The sequence below is a fragment of the Pseudoalteromonas sp. MM1 genome, from assembly GCF_030296835.1.
GTDB lineage: Bacteria > Pseudomonadota > Gammaproteobacteria > Enterobacterales > Alteromonadaceae > Pseudoalteromonas.
Genome location: NZ_AP027922.1, coordinates 1,458,782 through 1,477,180 on the forward strand (window position 1 = coordinate 1,458,782; position 18,399 = coordinate 1,477,180).

General features: G+C 40.5%; 17 protein-coding genes. 5 read left to right on the forward strand and 12 right to left on the reverse strand.

Going from position 1 to position 18,399, the window contains the following annotated elements; all coding sequences use genetic code 11:
• Positions 1-178: 178 nt before the first annotated feature.
• The gene (locus tag QUE46_RS06685; protein ID WP_286246989.1) at positions 179-1,240 is read left to right on the forward strand and encodes a hypothetical protein; all 1,062 of its coding nucleotides are present in this window, start codon (positions 179-181) and stop codon (positions 1,238-1,240) included.
• A gap of 86 nt (positions 1,241-1,326) precedes the next feature.
• Positions 1,327-2,391 (forward strand): hypothetical protein, encoded by a 1,065-nt coding sequence (locus tag QUE46_RS06690; protein ID WP_286246991.1) that lies wholly within the window; start codon positions 1,327-1,329, stop codon positions 2,389-2,391.
• Positions 2,392-2,439: 48 nt separating this feature from the next.
• Here QUE46_RS06690 and ttcA read toward each other — a convergent pair whose 3' ends face one another.
• The 11 genes from ttcA to ccoN all read right to left on the reverse strand — a co-directional run bounded on the left by ttcA (position 2,440) and on the right by ccoN (position 12,487).
• Positions 2,440-3,357 carry a tRNA 2-thiocytidine(32) synthetase TtcA gene (ttcA, locus tag QUE46_RS06695; protein ID WP_286246993.1) on the reverse strand — a complete coding sequence of 306 codons (918 nt, stop codon included), beginning with the start codon at positions 3,355-3,357 and terminating at the stop codon, positions 2,440-2,442.
• A 103-nt stretch (positions 3,358-3,460) separates the two neighbouring features.
• Positions 3,461-4,387, reverse strand: coding sequence for a universal stress protein UspE (gene uspE, locus QUE46_RS06700; protein WP_286246995.1), 927 nt, complete (start codon positions 4,385-4,387; stop codon positions 3,461-3,463).
• Positions 4,388-4,494: 107 nt separating this feature from the next.
• A complete protein-coding gene (locus tag QUE46_RS06705) occupies positions 4,495-5,232 on the reverse strand; it encodes an FNR family transcription factor (RefSeq protein WP_286246997.1) in 738 nt (245 codons plus the stop codon).
• Positions 5,233-5,299: 67 nt separating this feature from the next.
• Positions 5,300-5,971, reverse strand: a complete 672-nt coding sequence (locus QUE46_RS06710; RefSeq protein ID WP_286246999.1) for a sulfite exporter TauE/SafE family protein — start codon at positions 5,969-5,971, stop codon at positions 5,300-5,302.
• A complete protein-coding gene (gene ccoS / locus QUE46_RS06715) occupies positions 5,964-6,131 on the reverse strand; it encodes a cbb3-type cytochrome oxidase assembly protein CcoS (RefSeq protein ID WP_002963071.1) in 168 nt (55 codons plus the stop codon). The genes QUE46_RS06710 and ccoS overlap by 8 nt, the downstream gene beginning before the upstream one ends.
• Positions 6,128-8,503 carry a heavy metal translocating P-type ATPase gene (locus QUE46_RS06720; protein WP_286247020.1) on the reverse strand — a complete coding sequence of 792 codons (2,376 nt, stop codon included), beginning with the start codon at positions 8,501-8,503 and terminating at the stop codon, positions 6,128-6,130. Before QUE46_RS06720 ends, ccoS begins: the two co-directional genes overlap by 4 nt.
• Positions 8,504-8,511: 8 nt before the next feature.
• Positions 8,512-9,003 carry a FixH family protein gene (locus tag QUE46_RS06725; protein WP_286247021.1) on the reverse strand — a complete coding sequence of 164 codons (492 nt, stop codon included), beginning with the start codon at positions 9,001-9,003 and terminating at the stop codon, positions 8,512-8,514.
• A gap of 141 nt (positions 9,004-9,144) precedes the next feature.
• On the reverse strand, positions 9,145-10,179 hold the full coding sequence (ccoP, locus tag QUE46_RS06730; RefSeq protein ID WP_286247023.1) for a cytochrome-c oxidase, cbb3-type subunit III: 1,035 nt from the start codon (positions 10,177-10,179) through the stop codon (positions 9,145-9,147).
• The gene (locus QUE46_RS06735; RefSeq protein ID WP_004588824.1) at positions 10,176-10,361 is read right to left on the reverse strand and encodes a CcoQ/FixQ family Cbb3-type cytochrome c oxidase assembly chaperone; all 186 of its coding nucleotides are present in this window, start codon (positions 10,359-10,361) and stop codon (positions 10,176-10,178) included. Before QUE46_RS06735 ends, ccoP begins: the two co-directional genes overlap by 4 nt.
• 5 nt (positions 10,362-10,366) lie before the next feature.
• Positions 10,367-11,041 (reverse strand): cytochrome-c oxidase, cbb3-type subunit II, encoded by a 675-nt coding sequence (gene ccoO, locus QUE46_RS06740; RefSeq protein ID WP_004588825.1) that lies wholly within the window; start codon positions 11,039-11,041, stop codon positions 10,367-10,369.
• A gap of 12 nt (positions 11,042-11,053) precedes the next feature.
• Positions 11,054-12,487 carry a cytochrome-c oxidase, cbb3-type subunit I gene (ccoN, locus tag QUE46_RS06745; protein WP_004588826.1) on the reverse strand — a complete coding sequence of 478 codons (1,434 nt, stop codon included), beginning with the start codon at positions 12,485-12,487 and terminating at the stop codon, positions 11,054-11,056.
• A gap of 339 nt (positions 12,488-12,826) precedes the next feature.
• Here ccoN and QUE46_RS06750 point away from each other — a divergent pair, with 339 nt between their 5' ends.
• The 3 genes from QUE46_RS06750 (at position 12,827) to QUE46_RS06760 (ending at position 18,081) form a co-directional block, all read left to right on the forward strand.
• Positions 12,827-13,252, forward strand: coding sequence for a hypothetical protein (locus QUE46_RS06750; RefSeq protein WP_286247026.1), 426 nt, complete (start codon positions 12,827-12,829; stop codon positions 13,250-13,252).
• Positions 13,253-14,042: 790 nt separating this feature from the next.
• A complete protein-coding gene (locus QUE46_RS06755) occupies positions 14,043-16,625 on the forward strand; it encodes a TonB-dependent receptor (protein WP_286247028.1) in 2,583 nt (860 codons plus the stop codon).
• A 103-nt stretch (positions 16,626-16,728) separates the two neighbouring features.
• Entirely contained in the window at positions 16,729-18,081 is a 1,353-nt protein-coding gene (locus QUE46_RS06760; protein WP_286247030.1) for a hypothetical protein, read from the forward strand.
• Positions 18,082-18,134: 53 nt separating this feature from the next.
• On the opposite strand, the gene QUE46_RS06765 is transcribed toward QUE46_RS06760, so the two are convergent.
• The gene (locus QUE46_RS06765) at positions 18,135-18,386 is read right to left on the reverse strand and encodes a hypothetical protein (RefSeq protein ID WP_004588905.1); all 252 of its coding nucleotides are present in this window, start codon (positions 18,384-18,386) and stop codon (positions 18,135-18,137) included.
• Positions 18,387-18,399: the final 13 nt, after the last annotated feature.

An 18,399-nucleotide genomic window follows, 5' to 3' on the forward strand; every position in this document is an offset into this window, starting at 1 on the left:
TTTAAGTAGTTGAATATACAAATAATATAGTTTTAGATGAATTTAAATGATAATAAATTGTTGCATTTTTAAGCGTTGTTCCTAATACTGGTCAATGCATGTGCGCCTGCACATGAGTAAATGAATACCTTAAGTACATAGGCATAAAAATAAAACACTGAACACATTAAGGATTTATATGAACAACAATAAACGCACACACACGCTTAAATACTTACTTTGCGCCAGTTTAGCCGCATTAATGAGTTTTTCGGCAGCAAGTAAAGATCACAAAATTATACTTATTCACGGCTTGCAGGTATCGCAAATAACCAATAAGTCGGGCAGCGATGTAATAAACGACGGTGAAACCTATTGGCAAAGTTATTGGAATAATCGTGCCGATGAACGTATTGATTGGCCTGCCTATGAGCGCATTGAAGGTAAAATTGCAACTGATTGGGTATGGCCTAAATTAAAGCAAATATCGCGTGCTAACTTATGTGCAGATGGCTGTGTGCTAGTAACGCACTCTACAGGCGATTTAGTTGCCCGCCATATTATAGATAACCAAGCCAATTGGCTTGAAAATGCGGGCCTTACACCACTTAATATTGTGGCAACCTTTGATTTGGCGGGAGCAGGGGGCGGCAGTGAGCTTGCCGATATTGCTGTAAGTGCTTTAACTGGTGCCGCATGGAACTTTGCAGTAGATGCTGCACTCAAATGGTGGTTAGGCAGTGATGTAACAGAAGCGGTGGGCGTATTACACGATTTAAAAGTAAATAACGCACGTAAAATTTCGCCGTTTCCAGATGCCCGTACGCCGCGATTACGCTTTGTAGCCGATGGTAATGCTTATCTAGGGTTAACAGGTGGGTTTTTAAAAGGCAATGATGATTCGGTAGTGGCTTCGCATTCATCGTGTGGGGCAAGCGCGGCTAAGTCATTTGGCAGTTGTAGCAGCAGTATTGATACAAATGGTCAGTTAAAATCGCAAGGTGATGCCGTTAATAGCTTTATGCCGCACCATTACCCAATGATGATGAGCGACAGCTATAGCCACAACGAAATTCATAACGCGCAGCGCAAAGGCAATGTCACGATTGCGATGAACAATATAAATGTAGATGGTCAAAATGTGGGCTTTAATACATTTGATAAAACAACGGGTACTTGGTTTTGGAAAAAACACTACCGCTATATTAAGGATTCAAACACGCAAAGTGCCTCGGCACTTATTTATAACGTGATCCCTTGATAAGTACCTAAATTTATAAGCGCGTTAGGTATTAAACGCTAGAGCGTGTAGTTATTTACTGCACGCTTTTAAAGGATTGATGCAACATGAAAAAGTTTTACATTGGTGCCGCTGTAGTCAGTATTGGGGTATTTTTACTCTGGTATACAAATAAAAATGCCGTTAAAACACTTGAGCCTCCCGCTGCACTGGCAATAAAAAAGAAGTCAGAGCCAGCAAGCCCAGATAAAAGCACCGTAATAACCATTGATGTGCCAAAACAAAAACTGGCTAAAAGCCCTCCCAAAATACATTATGATCAGAACTTAGCCAGTGCCGCTGAGCATGTGGCAATGCAATACCAAAATGCACTAAAATACCCGCCTTATTCGCAGCCCTTGAGCGCACTTGATGAAGACCGCTTAAAGCCTAATCAGTTTTACCCAGTTACAAGTCCCATTGACGATGCGGGTAATGCCCTCGTAGTTAGTTTAGATAAATACCGGTTTGTATATCCGCAAGAAATAACCGTTAATATTGCTGCGCAAAACCTAGCAGAGGTAAATGTAGCGCTTAGCAATACCGATACCAAAGCGTCAATTAGTGCAAAAACGACTACAGCTGAACAAGGCGAAGCGACGGTGAGCTTTAAAGCCAGTGAAGACTACCCGCGTAATTTGCAGCTATTTGTAGAGGCGAATGTTGCTGGTAAAAAGGTGCCTGCTGTAGCGCAAATACAATATATGCCCCCAAGTGCCACGCTGATTGATTTTGATAACGCTTATGCACAAAACGAAAACATGATAGCCACAGCGCATTTAAAGGTGATCAAAAATGGCTTATATAGAATTAGAGCTAATTTATACAGTGATACGAGCCCACTTGCACATTTGGTGACTAAAAAGAAACTTTCACAAGGCAGTCAAACGGTGGATTTAAAGGCGCATTGGTCGGTATTACCACAAGGGGTAGTGAATATGCGTTTAAGTGACTTTGTGATAGAGCGAATGTCGCCAAGCCCAGGTGAACGTAATAGTTTTGGTAGCAGTGATATTGCTGAGTTTGAAATTACTGATTTTGCCTACGATAGTTTGCAACAACTGCCTTATCAAGCAAATGAACAAGAACGAATGAGTCTAGAGTTTTTAAAAGGATTAGCTGATAAAGGTTAATGGTAATAAATAAGGGGCATAAAGCCCCTTAACTGTATTTTTTAACCGTTAGCTTAGGTTAATAGTAACCACATCAGCTTGCTGATCTTGGGTTTCATCCTCATCGCTTACAGGCGCTTTTGGAATGTCTGGTTTATCCAGTGCTATATCGCCGCCATCAATAACATCGCCGGTTTTTAGGTTTTCAAAGTCAAATAGTTCTGTATCGGCTAGATGCGAAGGCACCACATTTTGCATTGCTGTAAAAATACTTTCGATACGTCCTGGGTGCTCTTTATTCCACTGCGCTAACATATTTTTAGTGTGTTTACGTTGCAGGTTTTCTTGCGAGCCACATAGATTACACGGAATAATAGGGTAACCTTGGCTAAATGCATATTTACTTATATCGGCTTCTTTACAATAAGCGAGGGGGCGAATAACCATGTGCTCGCCGTTATCGCTCATTAATTTAGCCGGCATGCTTTTAAGTTTACCGCCGTAAAACATGTTTAAGAAGAGTGTTTCGATCATGTCGTCGCGGTGATGGCCAAGGGCAATTTTAGTTGCGCCCATTTCTTTGGCTGTACGGTACAAAATACCACGGCGTAGGCGTGAACACAGCGAACATGTTGTTTTACCTTCAGGGATGATATCGGTAACAATGCTGTAGGTGTCTTCTTCTACAATTTTGTATTCAATATCTTGTTTATCAAGGTACTCAGGTAAAACGTGTTCAGGAAACCCTGGTTGTTTTTGATCAAGGTTAACAACAAATAAATCAAATTTAATGGGTGCCACACGCTTTAAATGCTTAAGCATATCAAGCATGGTGTAACTGTCTTTACCACCCGATAGGCATACCATTATACGGTCGCCTTCTTCTATCATGTTAAAGTCCATGACGGCTTGGCCAGTAAGACGGCGTAAACGCTTTTGTAGCTTATTTAAGTTGTATTGAGCTTTGGCTTGAGCTGAGTGAGACACTACGCCCCCTTATAAAACAATGCGGCAAATTATTTGCTGAAAATAAAGGGGCGTATTATATACCCAAGTACTAGGGGTATTAAAGCGCTAGTTAAGGCTTTGTTTAACTTTTGGCAAGTGGGCTTACGTAGCCATCGGGTTTTAAAGCAAGTACATCACAGTCTAGGCTATCAATTACGTGCTCGGCAGTGTTACCTACTAACGCAGCGCTTAACCCTGTACGACCCACAGTGCCAATCACCACTAACTCGCTATTTAAGCGATTCGCTACATCGGGGATGACATCTTCCGGTAAGCCTTCTTCTATAAAACATTGCTCGCTAGTTAAATTAAACTCCTTAGCCAGTTCGTTAGTGGATTCTATGTGGTGTTTTTTTACGGATTCGTTATAAAGCCCTGGATTAAATTCAGGTATCTCTATGGCAATATTAATGGGTGTAGCGGGATAGGCATTGACTAAGTTAAGCTTGGCGTTGGCAAGTTCACATAAAAATTGTGCATCTTTAATAATGCGTTTATTAAGGGCTACATGCTCATCGTTTTCACTAACCGCATTCACTGCGGCTAAAATATTTCCTTGCTCAGGCCAGGCCATTTCTTTTACAAATAACACCGGTGTTGGGCATTTACGTACTAAGTGCCAATCTGTAGGGGTAAAAATAACCGATTTGAGCGCACCATGCTGATGGGTACTTTTAACCACTAAATCGTATTCTTGTTCAATAACGGTATTAATAATGGCTTCAAACGGCCGGTTATGCCAAACCACTTGGGTGGTGATGTTTATATCTGGGTAGGTGGAAATTATATCTTTAAGCCATAACTCTCTATCAGTTATAACGGCTTTTCGCATTGCTTCACGCTCTTCAAACGACAGCATAGTGGTCATTTCGTAAGAAAAGTCGTAAACAGTCATAAAGGCGGTAATACTGGCGCCTGACTTTTTGGCTAAATCAATCGAGCGAGCTAAACCGTGGTGATCATCCTTAGTGGGGTCAATAACGGCTAAAATACGTTTTATAGTGTTCATATGCTACTCCCTTTTTTAACTTACTTTCAGTGTAACGTAAATACACAGCAGTTAAAGGGGTAGCACACAAATTGTTGTTCTAAATCAAAGTAACAGCGGGTGTAAGCTTAGCAAGGCTTAACTATTGCAGCGGTTTTAGCGAGTGCATTGCTGTCTAAAATAGTAATAAATTTGCCTTCTACTTTTATTAAATCCGCTTTTTGAAAGCGGCTTAATAAGCGGCTGATAGTTTCAACGGTTAGGCCTAAATAATTACCTATTTCACCACGTGTCATGGTAAATCTAAACTCTTTGCGCGAAAACCCGCGCTCACCAAAGCGCTCTGAAAGGTTATAAATAAAGCTAGCTAGGCGTTCTTCTGCTGATTTTTTATTAAGTAATAACAGCATTTCCTGATCGTAGGTAATTTCACTACTCATCAAACGCATTATTTGCTGGCGAAGCTTAGGTAATTTGCCCGCTAGTTCGTCAAGGGTGTCAAACGGGATTTCGCATACCATTGATGTTTCTAGTGCTTGCGAAAAGCTCTGATGAGCCATTTTGCTAATAGCATCAAAGCCCACTAAATCGCCGGCTAAGTGAAAACCGGTAATTTGTTCATCCCCTTGCTCTGAGAGCGTATAAGATTTAAATGAGCCAGAACGTACCGCATAAATAGCATTAAGAGGAGCGCCGGATTCAAACAAGTAGTCACCTTTGTGAAGAGGTTTTTTACGTTCAATGATTTCGTCAAGTTTATCCATTTCTTGGCCATTTAACGAAAACGGCAAACACAATTGGCTGATGCTGCAGTTGTTACAGCTAATTGCACAATTATTTTTAGCGCGACTTTGAGAGAAATCCATAATTTAATCCGTTTTAATTTTTATACACAGTACTGAAAATAAACCGAGTGGCTTAATACCGCGGCGATTAATGTACTAGTTTATCGGTGGCAATGATCAATAGGTACATACCATACCAAATTATAATACTGCCTAACACAATACGCGTCCATGGGTGGTTAATAACACTATTAAGTTTTTGGGCGGCTAGGCCTAGGGTGATCATGGCCGGAAAGGTGCCAAGTGCAAAGCAAAGCATCACTATGGCCCCGTCAAACGCACTAGGGCTGGTCATTGCCCATGTAAGGGCTGAGTAAACCAAACCACAGGGTAGCCACCCCCACAAAGCGCCGTAACCCAATGCTTTAGCCGTTGAGTCTACTGGCATTAGATATTTATTAAGCTTAACTATATGCTGCCAAATAAGTGTTTTGCCTATTTTTTCAAGCCATTGCAAAGTGGGGCCTAAGCGCATTATATACACGCCTACCAGCAGCATAAAAATAGCCGCAATGAATGAAAGGGTTACAGAAAAAAACGTATTTTGCTTTGCAAATTGGCTACTTATACCCGCAACAAGTGCGCCAGCCAGCATGTAACTACACGCTCGGCCAAGGTTATAAGCAAATGAATAAATAACAGATTGGCGCTTGTTACTGGCCAATTGTAAGGAGCTGGCAATACCGCCGCACATGGCAAGGCAATGCCCGCTACCAATTAAGCCCATTAAAAATGCGCTGGTGTAAAGTGGGTCAATCATTACTTTTGTTGTGTTGTTCTTTATCATCTTCAAACAAAATGCTATGCCCTTGTTTGTTCAAATCAGAGAATTGCTCGCTTTTTACGGCCCAAAAAAACACGCCAATGGCAATAATCACAAATAATATGGCTATGGGGATTAAAATATAAATTATGCTCATAACTTTAAAAGCCTTAGTGAATTACTAATCACAATAATTGAGCTGGCAGACATACCAATAACGGCCATCCACGGGGCAACAAGCCCAAGCGCTGCAAGTGGTAAAATAGAGGCATTATACACCAAAGACAACGTAAGATTTTGCTTAATGATTCTTCTCGTTTGCTTAGCAACATTGAGTAGATGTGCAATAGAGGCTAAATCACTATTTAACAGCACTACATCGGCACTGTTTTTAGAAATGTCGGCACCGGTTTCCATAGCAATGGATAAATGGGCACTTGCAAATACTGGGCTGTCGTTAATACCATCACCAACCATGGCAACTACTTCGTTTTGTGATGACCATTGCTCCACGGCGGTTTGTTTATCTTTAGGTGACAAAGCGCTTTGAGCACTGTTGAGCTTTAATTGCTTTGCTATTTTTTGTCCTGCATCTGATGCATCCCCAGTCAGCATATGACAGCTTAAGTTTTGTGCTTGTAAAGCACTGATAAGCTCATTAGCACCGGGTTTTACTTTATCTATAAAGTAAAAACGAGCAACCACGCGTTTATTAATGAATAGACTTGCTTGAGCATTTGTTTTTTTAGTGTCAAACCAGCCGCTTTTACCAATAGCGTAATGATCAGCACCGCTTTGCGCACTAATGCCCATTCCTGGATGTACGGTTATGTTTGTAAGGGCAAGCTCGGTGGTGGCGTACTTATTAAAAGCGCTGGCTATGGGGTGCTCTGAATAACGCTCTAGCTGAGCGGCAATATTAAGTGCTTGCTCTTTAGAAATACTGTCATCGAGTATATCAATGGCGTCTAAGCTAAATTTGCCTTGCGTAAGCGTGCCTGTTTTATCAAAGGCAAACAGTGTTAATTGTGAGAGTGTTTCGAGCACATGCGCTTGTTTAATTAACACCCCTTTACGGGTGAGGGTGGCTACCGCGCACGTTAATGCGGTTGGAATTGCAAGGCTAAGTGCGCAGGGGCAAGTGGCAACCAATACAGAAATCGTGATCCAAAAAGCGTGTTCTGGGTCAATTTGATACCAGCCAATTGCGGTAATAGAGGCAAAAACGAGCAAGCAGGCTATAAACCACTGGGCTACTTTATCGGTTATTTCTACTAGTTTAGGGCGCTTAGTGAGCGCAGTGTGTTGTAAATGTATAATTTGGTTTAGTAAGGTATTTTGGCCAATTTTATTTATTTTTATTTCTATTACACCATCATGATTAACGCAACCGGCATACACATTGTGACCAATAAACTTATTAACGGGTTGGTGCTCTCCGGTCATCATGGACTCATCAACGCTCGTTTGCCCCTTGATAAGCTCTCCGTCGGCAGGAATAGTTTCACCCGCTTTTATCAATACCACATCGTTAAGCTTAAGTTTTTTAGCGGCAATAATGTGCTCTTGGCCGTTATCATCAATGGTGCGGGCAGTTAAAGGCAGTAACTTTTGTAAGTTGGCGGTAAACTCACTGGCTTTTAGTCGGGCTCTAAATTCGAGGTACTTACCTAATAATAATAAAAAGGTAAACATACATACTGATTCAAAATATACCTCGCCTACGTGCATAAACGTGGCATAACAGCTGGCGCTATAAGCCCCAAAAATAGCCAGCGAAACAGGTAAGTCCATATTTAACTGTTTTGCTTTTAAGCCATTAATAGCATTAGTTAAAAAGGGTAATGCGCTGTACAAAATAACGGGGGAGGCAAGCACTAGGCTTATCCACCTAAAGTATTGCTCAAAGTTATTATCCATACCCGAGAACATGCCAAAGTACATGGCAAAGGCAAACATCATCACTTGCATGGTCATCAGCCCTGCAACACCTAAGCGGCGTATATAGGCTTTTGCTGTTTGTTGCTTTTGTTGGGCTTCGTCATCGGCTTGAAACGGGTAAGCTTTATAGCCAATTTTGGCTAAGGAAGTAATAATTTCGCTCAGCGGGGTTTGGGTTTTATCCCATTGGATCATGGCACGGTTAGTTGAGGTATTAACATCAACGCGCTTTACCGTTTTTAAGCTAAGTAATTGCTTTTCTATAAGCCATGCACACGCTGCGCAGGTAATGCCTTCAACACTTAAAAGTACTTGGGATAAGTTATCGGTTGTGGCTATAAACTCATCTTGTATGTCTTCGTTGTCGTAGCTTTTAATAAACGCGAGTTGCTCAGGGACTAACTGCTCTACTTTACCAGCGCGTACGGTGCGGTATTTGTAATAGTCGGTCATACCTTGGTTTACAATATTTTGCGCAACAGCTTGGCAGCCAATACAGCACATAGGCTGTGGTGTATTATCTATTGTTACGGTTGCGCTAAATCCATTTGGCACACTTTCAAGGCAATGAAAGCAAGAAACGCTCATAGTGATGACTACTTATAATTTGGGGTAACTAATAAAGGTTGCTCGGTAGGAAGAGTAATATTTTCTTTTAACTTCCAACTACCATCCACCGGCTCTATAAATACAGAGTAAGCACCTGGTGTGTAGTTATCTAAAAGGGCAGTAAATTCTTTATTTGCATTAGGAGTAAGCGTAGCTTCAAAGTCATGCGCCTTAATGGTGCGATGATAAAAAGACAGTTTTAAAGCGTGTACGTTACTGTAATCGCCTTTGGTAAAGGCAAAGCTTGCGCGTTCATTGGTAACATTTAGCTTGCCATGTAAAAACAGTGCTTTGGCTTTTTCAAACTTAGTAAGTTCTAAGTTTATTGCTTTGCCTTTTTTATAGTAATCATCAACTACCATATCTGGGCCGTTGCCCACAGCAGTAATAATTAAGGTTATGCACCCAATAATGGCCGCTAGCGGAAAAAACATTAAAAACCAAGGCCAAAAATTTTTATACCACGGAGTAGGTTGCATAGTTGCTCTAAAATTAGTTTAGGTAACGCTATTTTATAGCAAATATTTGTAAAAGACTAAAAAAAAGCCTCCGACTGGAGGCTTTTTTGATCTGGATTAATCTGTTGAAATAAAAAGATTAATTAATAGTTAACTCCGTGTTTATTTATCTTGCGATAAACTGTAAACATAAGCAGTTAACAGGTGAATTTTATCTTCACCTAAAATGTCTTTCCATGCTGGCATTACACCGGCGCGGCCATGGTTAAGTGTTTCTTCTACAGCGCGTTGAGAGCCACCGTATAACCAAATGTTATCTGTTAAGTTAGGTGCACCAAACGGTAAGTTATGTGCAACAGAGCCTTTACCATCTGCACCGTGACACGCGGCACACATAGCAAACTTAGCGGCACCCGCAGCGGCATCTTTTTGGTTAACAGTACGACCAGATAAGCTAAGAACATGAGCCGTCATTTCTTTAACGCCTTGCTCACCAAGTGCTGCACTCCAAGAAGGCATAGCGGCTACTCGACCATAAAGAAGCGTTTCTTTAATTTTGTCTGGTGAGCCACCGTATAACCAATCTTTATCAGTTAGGTTAGGGAAGCCAGTTGCACCACGTGCATCAGAGCCATGACATTGCGCACAGTTTTGCGAGAATAAACGCTGACCAATTTCAAGTGCTAACTGGCCGTCTGTTTGTTCATGCTTTTCGCCATTTTCAAGGGCTACTTGCTGCGCTGCATCACCTTCAAATTTAGAGTTAACCAACTCTAATACCGGTATTTGTGCAAGCTTGTTAAAGATAGGACCAAAACGCTCTTGTGCTGCTTCGTATTCTTTATCAAGTTTTACATAGCGGCCTTCTTCTTTCGCTTTAGCCGTGGCTTCTTTAGATTCAGCTAAAGAGGTAATACCTTGGTTAGAACTTGTCCATTTACCTAAGCCTTCCCAGTTACCTAAACCTGGATAAGCTGCTAGGTAATATACCGACCAAATAAATGTTGCAAAGAACATGTACGTCCACCATTTTGGTAGTGGATTATTTAGTTCGGTAATGCCGTCATATTCATGTCCGCAGTCTTCACCTTCTTTTACGCCAGCATAGTTTTTAAGGTTCCAAACTAATAAGCTAAAAATGATGATTAAGCAGGCTAGGGTTAATACAATAACCCAAATACTCCAAAAGCTAGTCATTTTTCAGACTCCTTTTCCTCGTTAGAGAGTGTGTTGTTATGTTTTTTTTCATCTTCAAAAATGGCATTAGCAGCGTCATCAAAACGATTTTTGCTACGTTTGCTGTATGCCCATACAACAATCACAATAAACAATACTAAAATTACCAGAGTCAAAATGCCTCTGTATGTTCCGTAATCCATAATAATTACTTCAAGTGGGTGCCAAGTTGCTGTAAATACGCGATTAGGGCTTGCATTTCTGTTGCGCCTTCGCCGTTATTCATAGCGTTAACTTTATCAACATCTGCTTGTAGCTCTTCGTCGCTGCCATAACCTAAACCCGGGTGTTTAGGGTTTTCTGGGTTAATGGCAAAAGTATCACGGAAAATTTGTAGTTTTTTCAGAGTTAGGCTGGTATCAACCTTTGTCTCTGCTAACCAAGGAAAACCTGGCATGTTCGACTCAGGAACCACGGCACGTGGATCAACTAAGTGCGCATAATGCCAATCGTCCGAGTAACGGTTACCTACACGAGCTAAGTCAGGACCAGTACGTTTAGAACCCCATTGGAAAGGGTGATCCCATACTGACTCGCCCGCTACAGAGTAGTGACCGTAACGCTCAACTTCATCACGAAAAGGACGAATCATTTGTGAGTGACAGTTATAACAACCTTCACGTACATAAATGTCACGGCCTTCCATTTCTAGCGCGTTAAGTGGGCGCAAACCTTCTACAGGTTTTGTTGTATCGTCTTGGAACATTAGCGGAGTAATTTCAACTAATGCACCAAAACTAATAGCAAAAACAGTCAGAATAGCCATTAGGCCAACGTTCTTTTCTACTATTTCATGTTTGTTTTGTGAATTTTTATTGCTCATCATTTCACTCCGTTATGCTAATTGTGCTTGCGCGTCTAACTTCAGTGATTCTTTCTCAGCTGAAATTGTACGCAGAACGTTATAAGCCATAACTAACATACCTGTTACGATGAATACACCGCCTACAAAGCGCATAATATAGAATGGGTGTGATGCCTCTAATGACTGTACAAAGCTGTACATTAATGTGCCGTCAGAGTTAACTGCACGCCACATTAGGCCTTGCATAACACCTGAGATCCACATTGCAACAATGTAAAGTACAACACCTACCGTATGTAACCAGAAGTGGGTGTTAACCAATTTAACGCTGTACATACGACCTTGTGCGAATAACGCAGGGATAAGGTGATAAATAGCACCAATCGAAATCATCGCAACCCAACCTAATGCACCTGAGTGTACGTGGCCGATAGTCCAGTCTGTGTAGTGAGATAATGCATTTACAGATTTAATTGCCATCATTGGGCCTTCAAACGTAGACATACCGTAGAAAGACAATGAAACAACTAAGAAACGAAGTACTGGGTCAGTACGTAACTTATGCCAAGCGCCAGAAAGCGTCATAATACCGTTAATCATACCACCCCAAGATGGTACAAATAGGATAATAGACATAACCATACCTAAACTTTGCGTCCAATCAGGTAGCGCAGTGTAGTGAAGGTGGTGAGGACCAGCCCAAATGTAAAGTGAAATAAGTGCCCAAAAGTGAACTACCGATAAACGGTAAGAGTAAACTGGGCGACCTGCTTGTTTAGGTACAAAGTAGTACATCATACCTAAGAAACCAGCCGTTAATAGGAAACCTACAGCGTTATGACCGTACCACCACTGAACCATTGCATCTACCGCACCTGCGTAGATTGAGTATGATTTAGTTAACGACACAGGCACTGCCATGCTGTTTACAATGTGTAGCACTGCAACAGTAATAATAAAGCCAGCGTAAAACCAGTTAGCAACGTATATATGAGATACTTTGCGTTTAATCAGCGTACCAAAAAATACCACTGCGTAAACTATCCATACTACCGCGATTAAAATATCAATTGGCCACTCAAGCTCTGCATATTCTTTAGAGCTAGTAATACCTAGCGGTAATGTAATTACGGCTAATACAATAACAAGCTGCCAACCCCAAAAAGAGAAAGCGGCGAGTTTGTCTGAGAAAAGGCGCGTTTGACAAGTACGTTGAACGACGTAATAAGACGTCGCAAAAAGTGCACTGGTACCAAATGCGAAAATTACTGCGTTCGTGTGTAACGGACGTAGTCGAGAGTATGTTAACCATGGTGTATCAAAGTTAAGTGCTGGCCAAGCTAATTGGGCAGCAATCAGAACCCCAATACTCATGCCAACGATGCCCCAAATCACTGTCATAATAGCGAATTGGCGTACAACTTTATAGTTATACTCAGTTTGTGATGCTACTGTTTGGCTCATTTTCTGGCTTCCGCTGCAATAAATGCGTTTAGAAATGAATTACCCACCGTTTAAAGTGGGGCCTACTATTTTCCCCAAGCGTATTACCTAAAACGTTCAAAGCCTGAATGCTTCAGAAAACAAACTCGAGAAACCCTTATTTTTTGCGGGTGAAATGATAAATTTTTTGGCCTAAAAAAGATAGGTCAATTACATAAAATTATGACATCAATCAAAGTTTGTGAGTTTGTTGTTTATTTTTTGATACAGATTGTACCTATATTAACCAAACATCACACTAACTATTGTTATTTCAAAGCATGCTAATTAAGATTTGTTTTTATTTAGCGCGGATTTGTTATGCATATATATAGATTTACTTTGTTTTTAATGCTTATTTTTGTATTAACAGGCTGTGACAATACCAATCAAAAAGATCAAAAAGCACTGCTAAAAACAAATTGCGACGCTAATCAGCACTGTATTTATAATACCGGTGTTAAAGTATGGTTAAGTGATAAAAATATCACTCCCGAAACCCCCTTTAGTATTTACCTTGATTTACCCGGCCACCTAAAAATAGATAACGCTAAGCTTGAAAGTATCACCATGTATATGGGTTTTATTCCGCAAAAGTTCACTAAAGGAGCAACTATTTATAAAAGTGACACTATGGTGGGCATATGCTCTGAGAAAAATATGCTGTGGCAATTAGTGCTTAATTTAAGCAACCTTCAAACTGGCGAGCCAATCACACATTTTTATAATTTTTACGTTACGTATTAAACTAGCATTATTTTTACACTTTTATTTCCAAAGCGGAGCAAGTAATAAAATACCGTATTAAATAATATGCTTTTAGAGCTAACTTAGTTTCATAACCTGTTTTATGTTGTGTAATTGTGCCTGAAAAGCTAAAAGCTAAAAGCTAAAAGCTAAAAGCTAAAAGCTAAAAGCTAAAAGCTAAAAGCTAAAAGCTAAAAGCTAAAAGCTAAAAGCTAAAAGCTAAAAGCTAAAAGCTAAAAGCTAAAAGCTAAAAGCTAAAAGCTAAAAGCTAAAAGCTAAAAGCTAAAAGCCTTACTTCGTTAAAAATACCCCCCCGATCTGAGCAGACGTTGAAGTCTCGCTGAACAAAAAATATTACCCAAAAAGCTAAATAAATAGCTTAATAAGACTATTTAAGCGGTAAATCTGCATATTTATGGTTATTAATTTTATTACAGCTTTACGGTTTTACTAATGCGCTGTGATCAATATGTTAATTTTTCCAAAAAGGGTATTTTTATCCATTAATTACATTTGATTACAATCTGCATAACTTTGATTTCAGATGTGTTTTAATTGCTTTGAATTTATTTTATATCATTGATTTAAATTTGTTTTTTTTAGTTAACACTGCAACAAGTTATAACCTTTGTACCTTTTTTAGTTATTCTTTTTTGATGTTGTATATATAACAATCCTCCATTAAGTTTTTGTTCAGTTAACTCGGCCTAAGTTGCCCCCCTGACTCACAATTCTTATAAAAAGTGAGCATTACCAATCAAGGTAAATTTCCAACAAGTAGGGTTTATTCATGAAAAAATCAACTCTTGGTTTAGCTGTAATCGCAGCAATCCCAATGTTCTCAAGTATGCAAGTAGTAGCGGCCGAAGATGGCGCAAACGCTATTGAAAAAATTCAAGTAACGGGTTCTCGCATTAAGCGCGCAGATATGGAAACCGCTAGCCCAGTTACTTTAATCGGTGCAGATGACATTGCTGCAACCGGCGCAGTTTCGGTTGATGCCGTATTACAAAAAATGACTGCTACTGGTGGTGCAATGACCAACCCAGGTATTAACAATGGTTCTGGTGGTAATGCTTCTATCGATTTACGTGGTTTAGGTTCACAACGTACATTAGTACTTGTAAATGGCCGTCGTATGATCAACTCAGGTACAGGTGCTGCCTCTACTGTTGATTTAAACACGATTCCTGTTTCAATGATCAAGCACATTGAAGTACTTAAAGATGGTGCATCTGCAGTATACGGTACTGATGCGGTTGCAGGTGTTGTAAACATCATCTTAAAAGACGACTTTGAAGGTTTAGACTTAAATGTTAAATCTGCAATCACTACAGAAGGTGATGCTGATGAAACGTCATTCGATATCACTATGGGTGGTAGCTTTGGTCGTGGTAACGTTGTAATTGGTCTTCAATACACTGACCGTGGTGACGCATCTCAAGCAGATCGTAGCTTCTCTGATTGTCCATTAACTGAAGATGGCGACGGCAGTGCACCTTACTGTTCTGGTTCTTCATACACGCCAAATGGCCACGTATGGTCAGGTGATGAATCACTACAAGGTCAAGCAGACAACGGCTGGCATGACTTTGGTTCTGATGATGCGTACAACTACTCATCAGACAGCTACCTATACACGCCTATGCGCCGTTTAAACCTTACAGGTATTGGTAGCTTCGATTTAACAGATGACACGCGTTTATACTCAGAATTCACATACTCTAAGCGTTGGTCAGAGCAACAAATGGCGCCACAGCCTGTATGGTTTGACTTTGATTACACTGAAGATATGGGCGACTCACTAACAAGCCACAATATTAACTACGGTGATGAAGTTTCTTACGGTCGTCGTATGACAGACACAGGTACTCGTGATTTTTCACAAGTTGTTGACACTGTGCGTACGGTAGTAGGTGCTGCAGGTTACCTTGACAGCGGTTACGATTGGGATGTGTCTGTAATTTTTGGTCGTAACGATTCAGTTGACCGTTTAAGCAACCTTCACAATATGGGCTCTATCCAAGATGCAATCGAAGCGGGCGATTTTAACCCACTTATGCAATCTTCTTGGTCTGCTGAGAACTTAAGTGATTACGTTTACACTGAGCAAAACTCAGGTGGTAGCCAATTACTAATGTTCACTGCATCATTAGCGGGCGAAGTAATGGAGCTTCCTGCCGGTTACGTAGGTTTTGCTGCTGGTGTTGAGCGCCGTGAAGAAAAAGCATGGTACATTCCAGATTCAATCACGTCTCAAGGTCTTGCAAACGACCCACGTGTTGAGCCTACAAGCGGTCGTTTTGACGTAAACGAAGCGTACTTAGAGCTTGCAATTCCTTTAGTTAGCGATGCGTTCTTAGCGCAAAACGTTGAACTAAGTACTGCAATCCGCGCTTTTGATTACAGCACGTTTGGTTCTGACGAAACATGGAAATTGGGTTTAACTTGGCGTGTAAACGATGAAATAATGCTACGTGGTGTTCGCTCTACAGCATTCCGCGCGCCTACAGTAGCTGAGCTATACTCAGGTAATTCACCTTCGTTTGAACAAGTTAGCTTCCCTGGTGCACAAGACCAAGCAGAAGTAACTGTTGGTGGTAATGACCAATTAACGCCAGAAGAAGCTGATACGCTAACAGCGGGTATTGTGTATGAGCCAGAGTGGTTTGAAGGTTTTTCAATGACGCTAGATTACTACGACATTGAAATTGAAAACGCAATTGCTACTGTTAACAACCAATACATTGTTGACTCTTGTTTAGCATCAGATGGCTCATTAGCTAACCAAGGTACTGCGCTATGTAGCTCAGCTGCGGTATCGTTTAACCAAAGCACTGGCCGTATTGCTTTTAATAACCAACTACAAAACGTAGGTTATGAGCAAACTAAAGGCTACGACTTAAACTTAAACTACACATTTGATGCAGCTGGTCTGGCGTGGAATACATCACTAGATGTTACTTACCTAGACGAGTACCTAGTAGATGTTGTTGAATCAAGCATTGATTACGCTGGTTTAATTACTTCTGGTATTGGTGGTTATGCCGATGTTAAAGCTAACTTTGAGCTAACTGTGAAAGGCGACGCTTGGAACGCAAACTACAAAGCACGCTACATTGCAGGAATGGATAGCTACAGCTGTCAAGGTGATGAGTCATCATGTTATGCGCCTACAACGCCATCTGTTGTATATCATGACATAAGCGGTGCATACATCTTTAACGAGACTGTGTCAGTAACTGCAGGTGTTAACAACTTATTTGATAAGCAACCTCCTTACTACACAGGTAACAACGATTCTAACACTGACCCGTACACATACGATGTACTAGGTCGCCGTGTATTTGCTGGTGTAAACGTTAAGTTTTAATTAGCACATTAATCGTATTAAGGCTCAGTGTTTACTGGGCCTTTTTTATTGAACAAAATTAAGGAGACCAGTACACTTATACACTCAATAAAAGGAGAGTTGTTTGATAAAACAAGACGAAAATTTATCTTTTGTCATAGAACCAGAGCTTACCCCTCGCTCTGAGCAGCGTATCGACCTGTATTTTTCTATCCCCAATGAAATGGGTATAAACGTACAAACCCTCAGTGAAGAGTCTTATTTTAATAACCACTTTAAATCGCACTTAGCTTATAACGCTAACAACATACACTTACCCTTAGTGCGTAGCCGCTTTGTTAGTAAAAACAAAGGTGAGCAACAAGATTACCGCCAAAACCTTAATTTGTACTGTTATCAGGTGCGCTTAGCGCTTGATGCTGATATTAAAGATGCGTTAAAAATTCAAGAGGTAGAGGCTTTTTACGCCCGCGCACAAGAGCTATTTGAGCAAAGTGAAGGGCTGTTAAAAAAGCTGCGTAGATATACCCCCGATGATGAAAAGCTGGTGCCGTTTTACACCAATGCCGATAACTATTTAAGTTGGCATGTTGAGCAGTCGTTTTTAAAACTACTAGATGAAGGCCCACGCAGTAGTGACTTTGCTAAAGAGCGCAACGACTTACTGCAATTTTGTAAAAACGAAAATACATACCGGTTTGAGCAAAATTACAACTCAGAAACCACGTTGCAAGATGGTAACCGCATTACAAATAAAATGCGTTTACTGCAGCGCCTTATAGAGCACGGCGTTATTTTGCATCGTAATACACGTTACTTAAATAGTTACCTAAAACGTTTAGTTAAAGGCACGGTAACAGCGGTAATTATGGCATTTGTGATGGTGGTTATACTAAATGCGCGCTCAACCTTTACCGAAGTTACCGCCACGCTTATTTTAATATTAGGGGTAATTTACGGGCTACGTGAAATATTTAAAGAAGACATTACACGGGTAATTTGGCGCGCTATTGTGCGGGGGCGCCCTAAATGGCGGTTTGTATTTAAAAACAGCATTTCTAAAGACCGCGTTGCAAGTCAGTTTGTGTGGCTTGAATACATGCGTTTTAAAAAAATTCCTAGCGAAGTAAAAACAATATTTTCAAAAAGGCGTCAGCAAAATAAGCTAGCCGCGCAGTGGCTTCACTTTGCTAGTGAAACGCGTGTGTCTGCTAAAGAATTTTTACCTGGCTACGACACGCTTCAACAAAGTATGCGTTTTAATTTGGCGCCCTTTGCACGGTATTTAAAACGTGGTGAAGGTAAGTTGTATCATTTAGATGGCAATAAAATATCTAAGCAAGCGGTCGAAAGGCGCTATCAGCTTAATTTGGTGATGGTATTAAAAGACGAAGAGAGAACCTTATACCAGCGTTACAAAATAACCCTTAATCGCAGTAAAATAGTTAATATTGAACTCATTTACTCTAAAAAATAAAAAGGGATGGCAACGGCTATCCCTTTTTAAAAACGTAAATATAGGCGTTAGCGTTATTGTGTAATACCGTGCTTAGAATAAATAGTTACCTTGTCTGAAACGAGTGTAATTTCAATGTTTTTAGACTCATCGCCCCATACACAATTAGTATGCAGCGTTTTTTCTACACAGTTATCAGCCGAGCCTAAAATAGCTTCAACTTCAGCTTTATCCATGCCAACTTCAATTTTTTCGTAGTTTTCTAGGCTTACTTTAGAACAAGCTGCCAGGCTTAACGTTGCTGCGATGATCAGGAGTTTTTTCATTGTTATGTCCTAT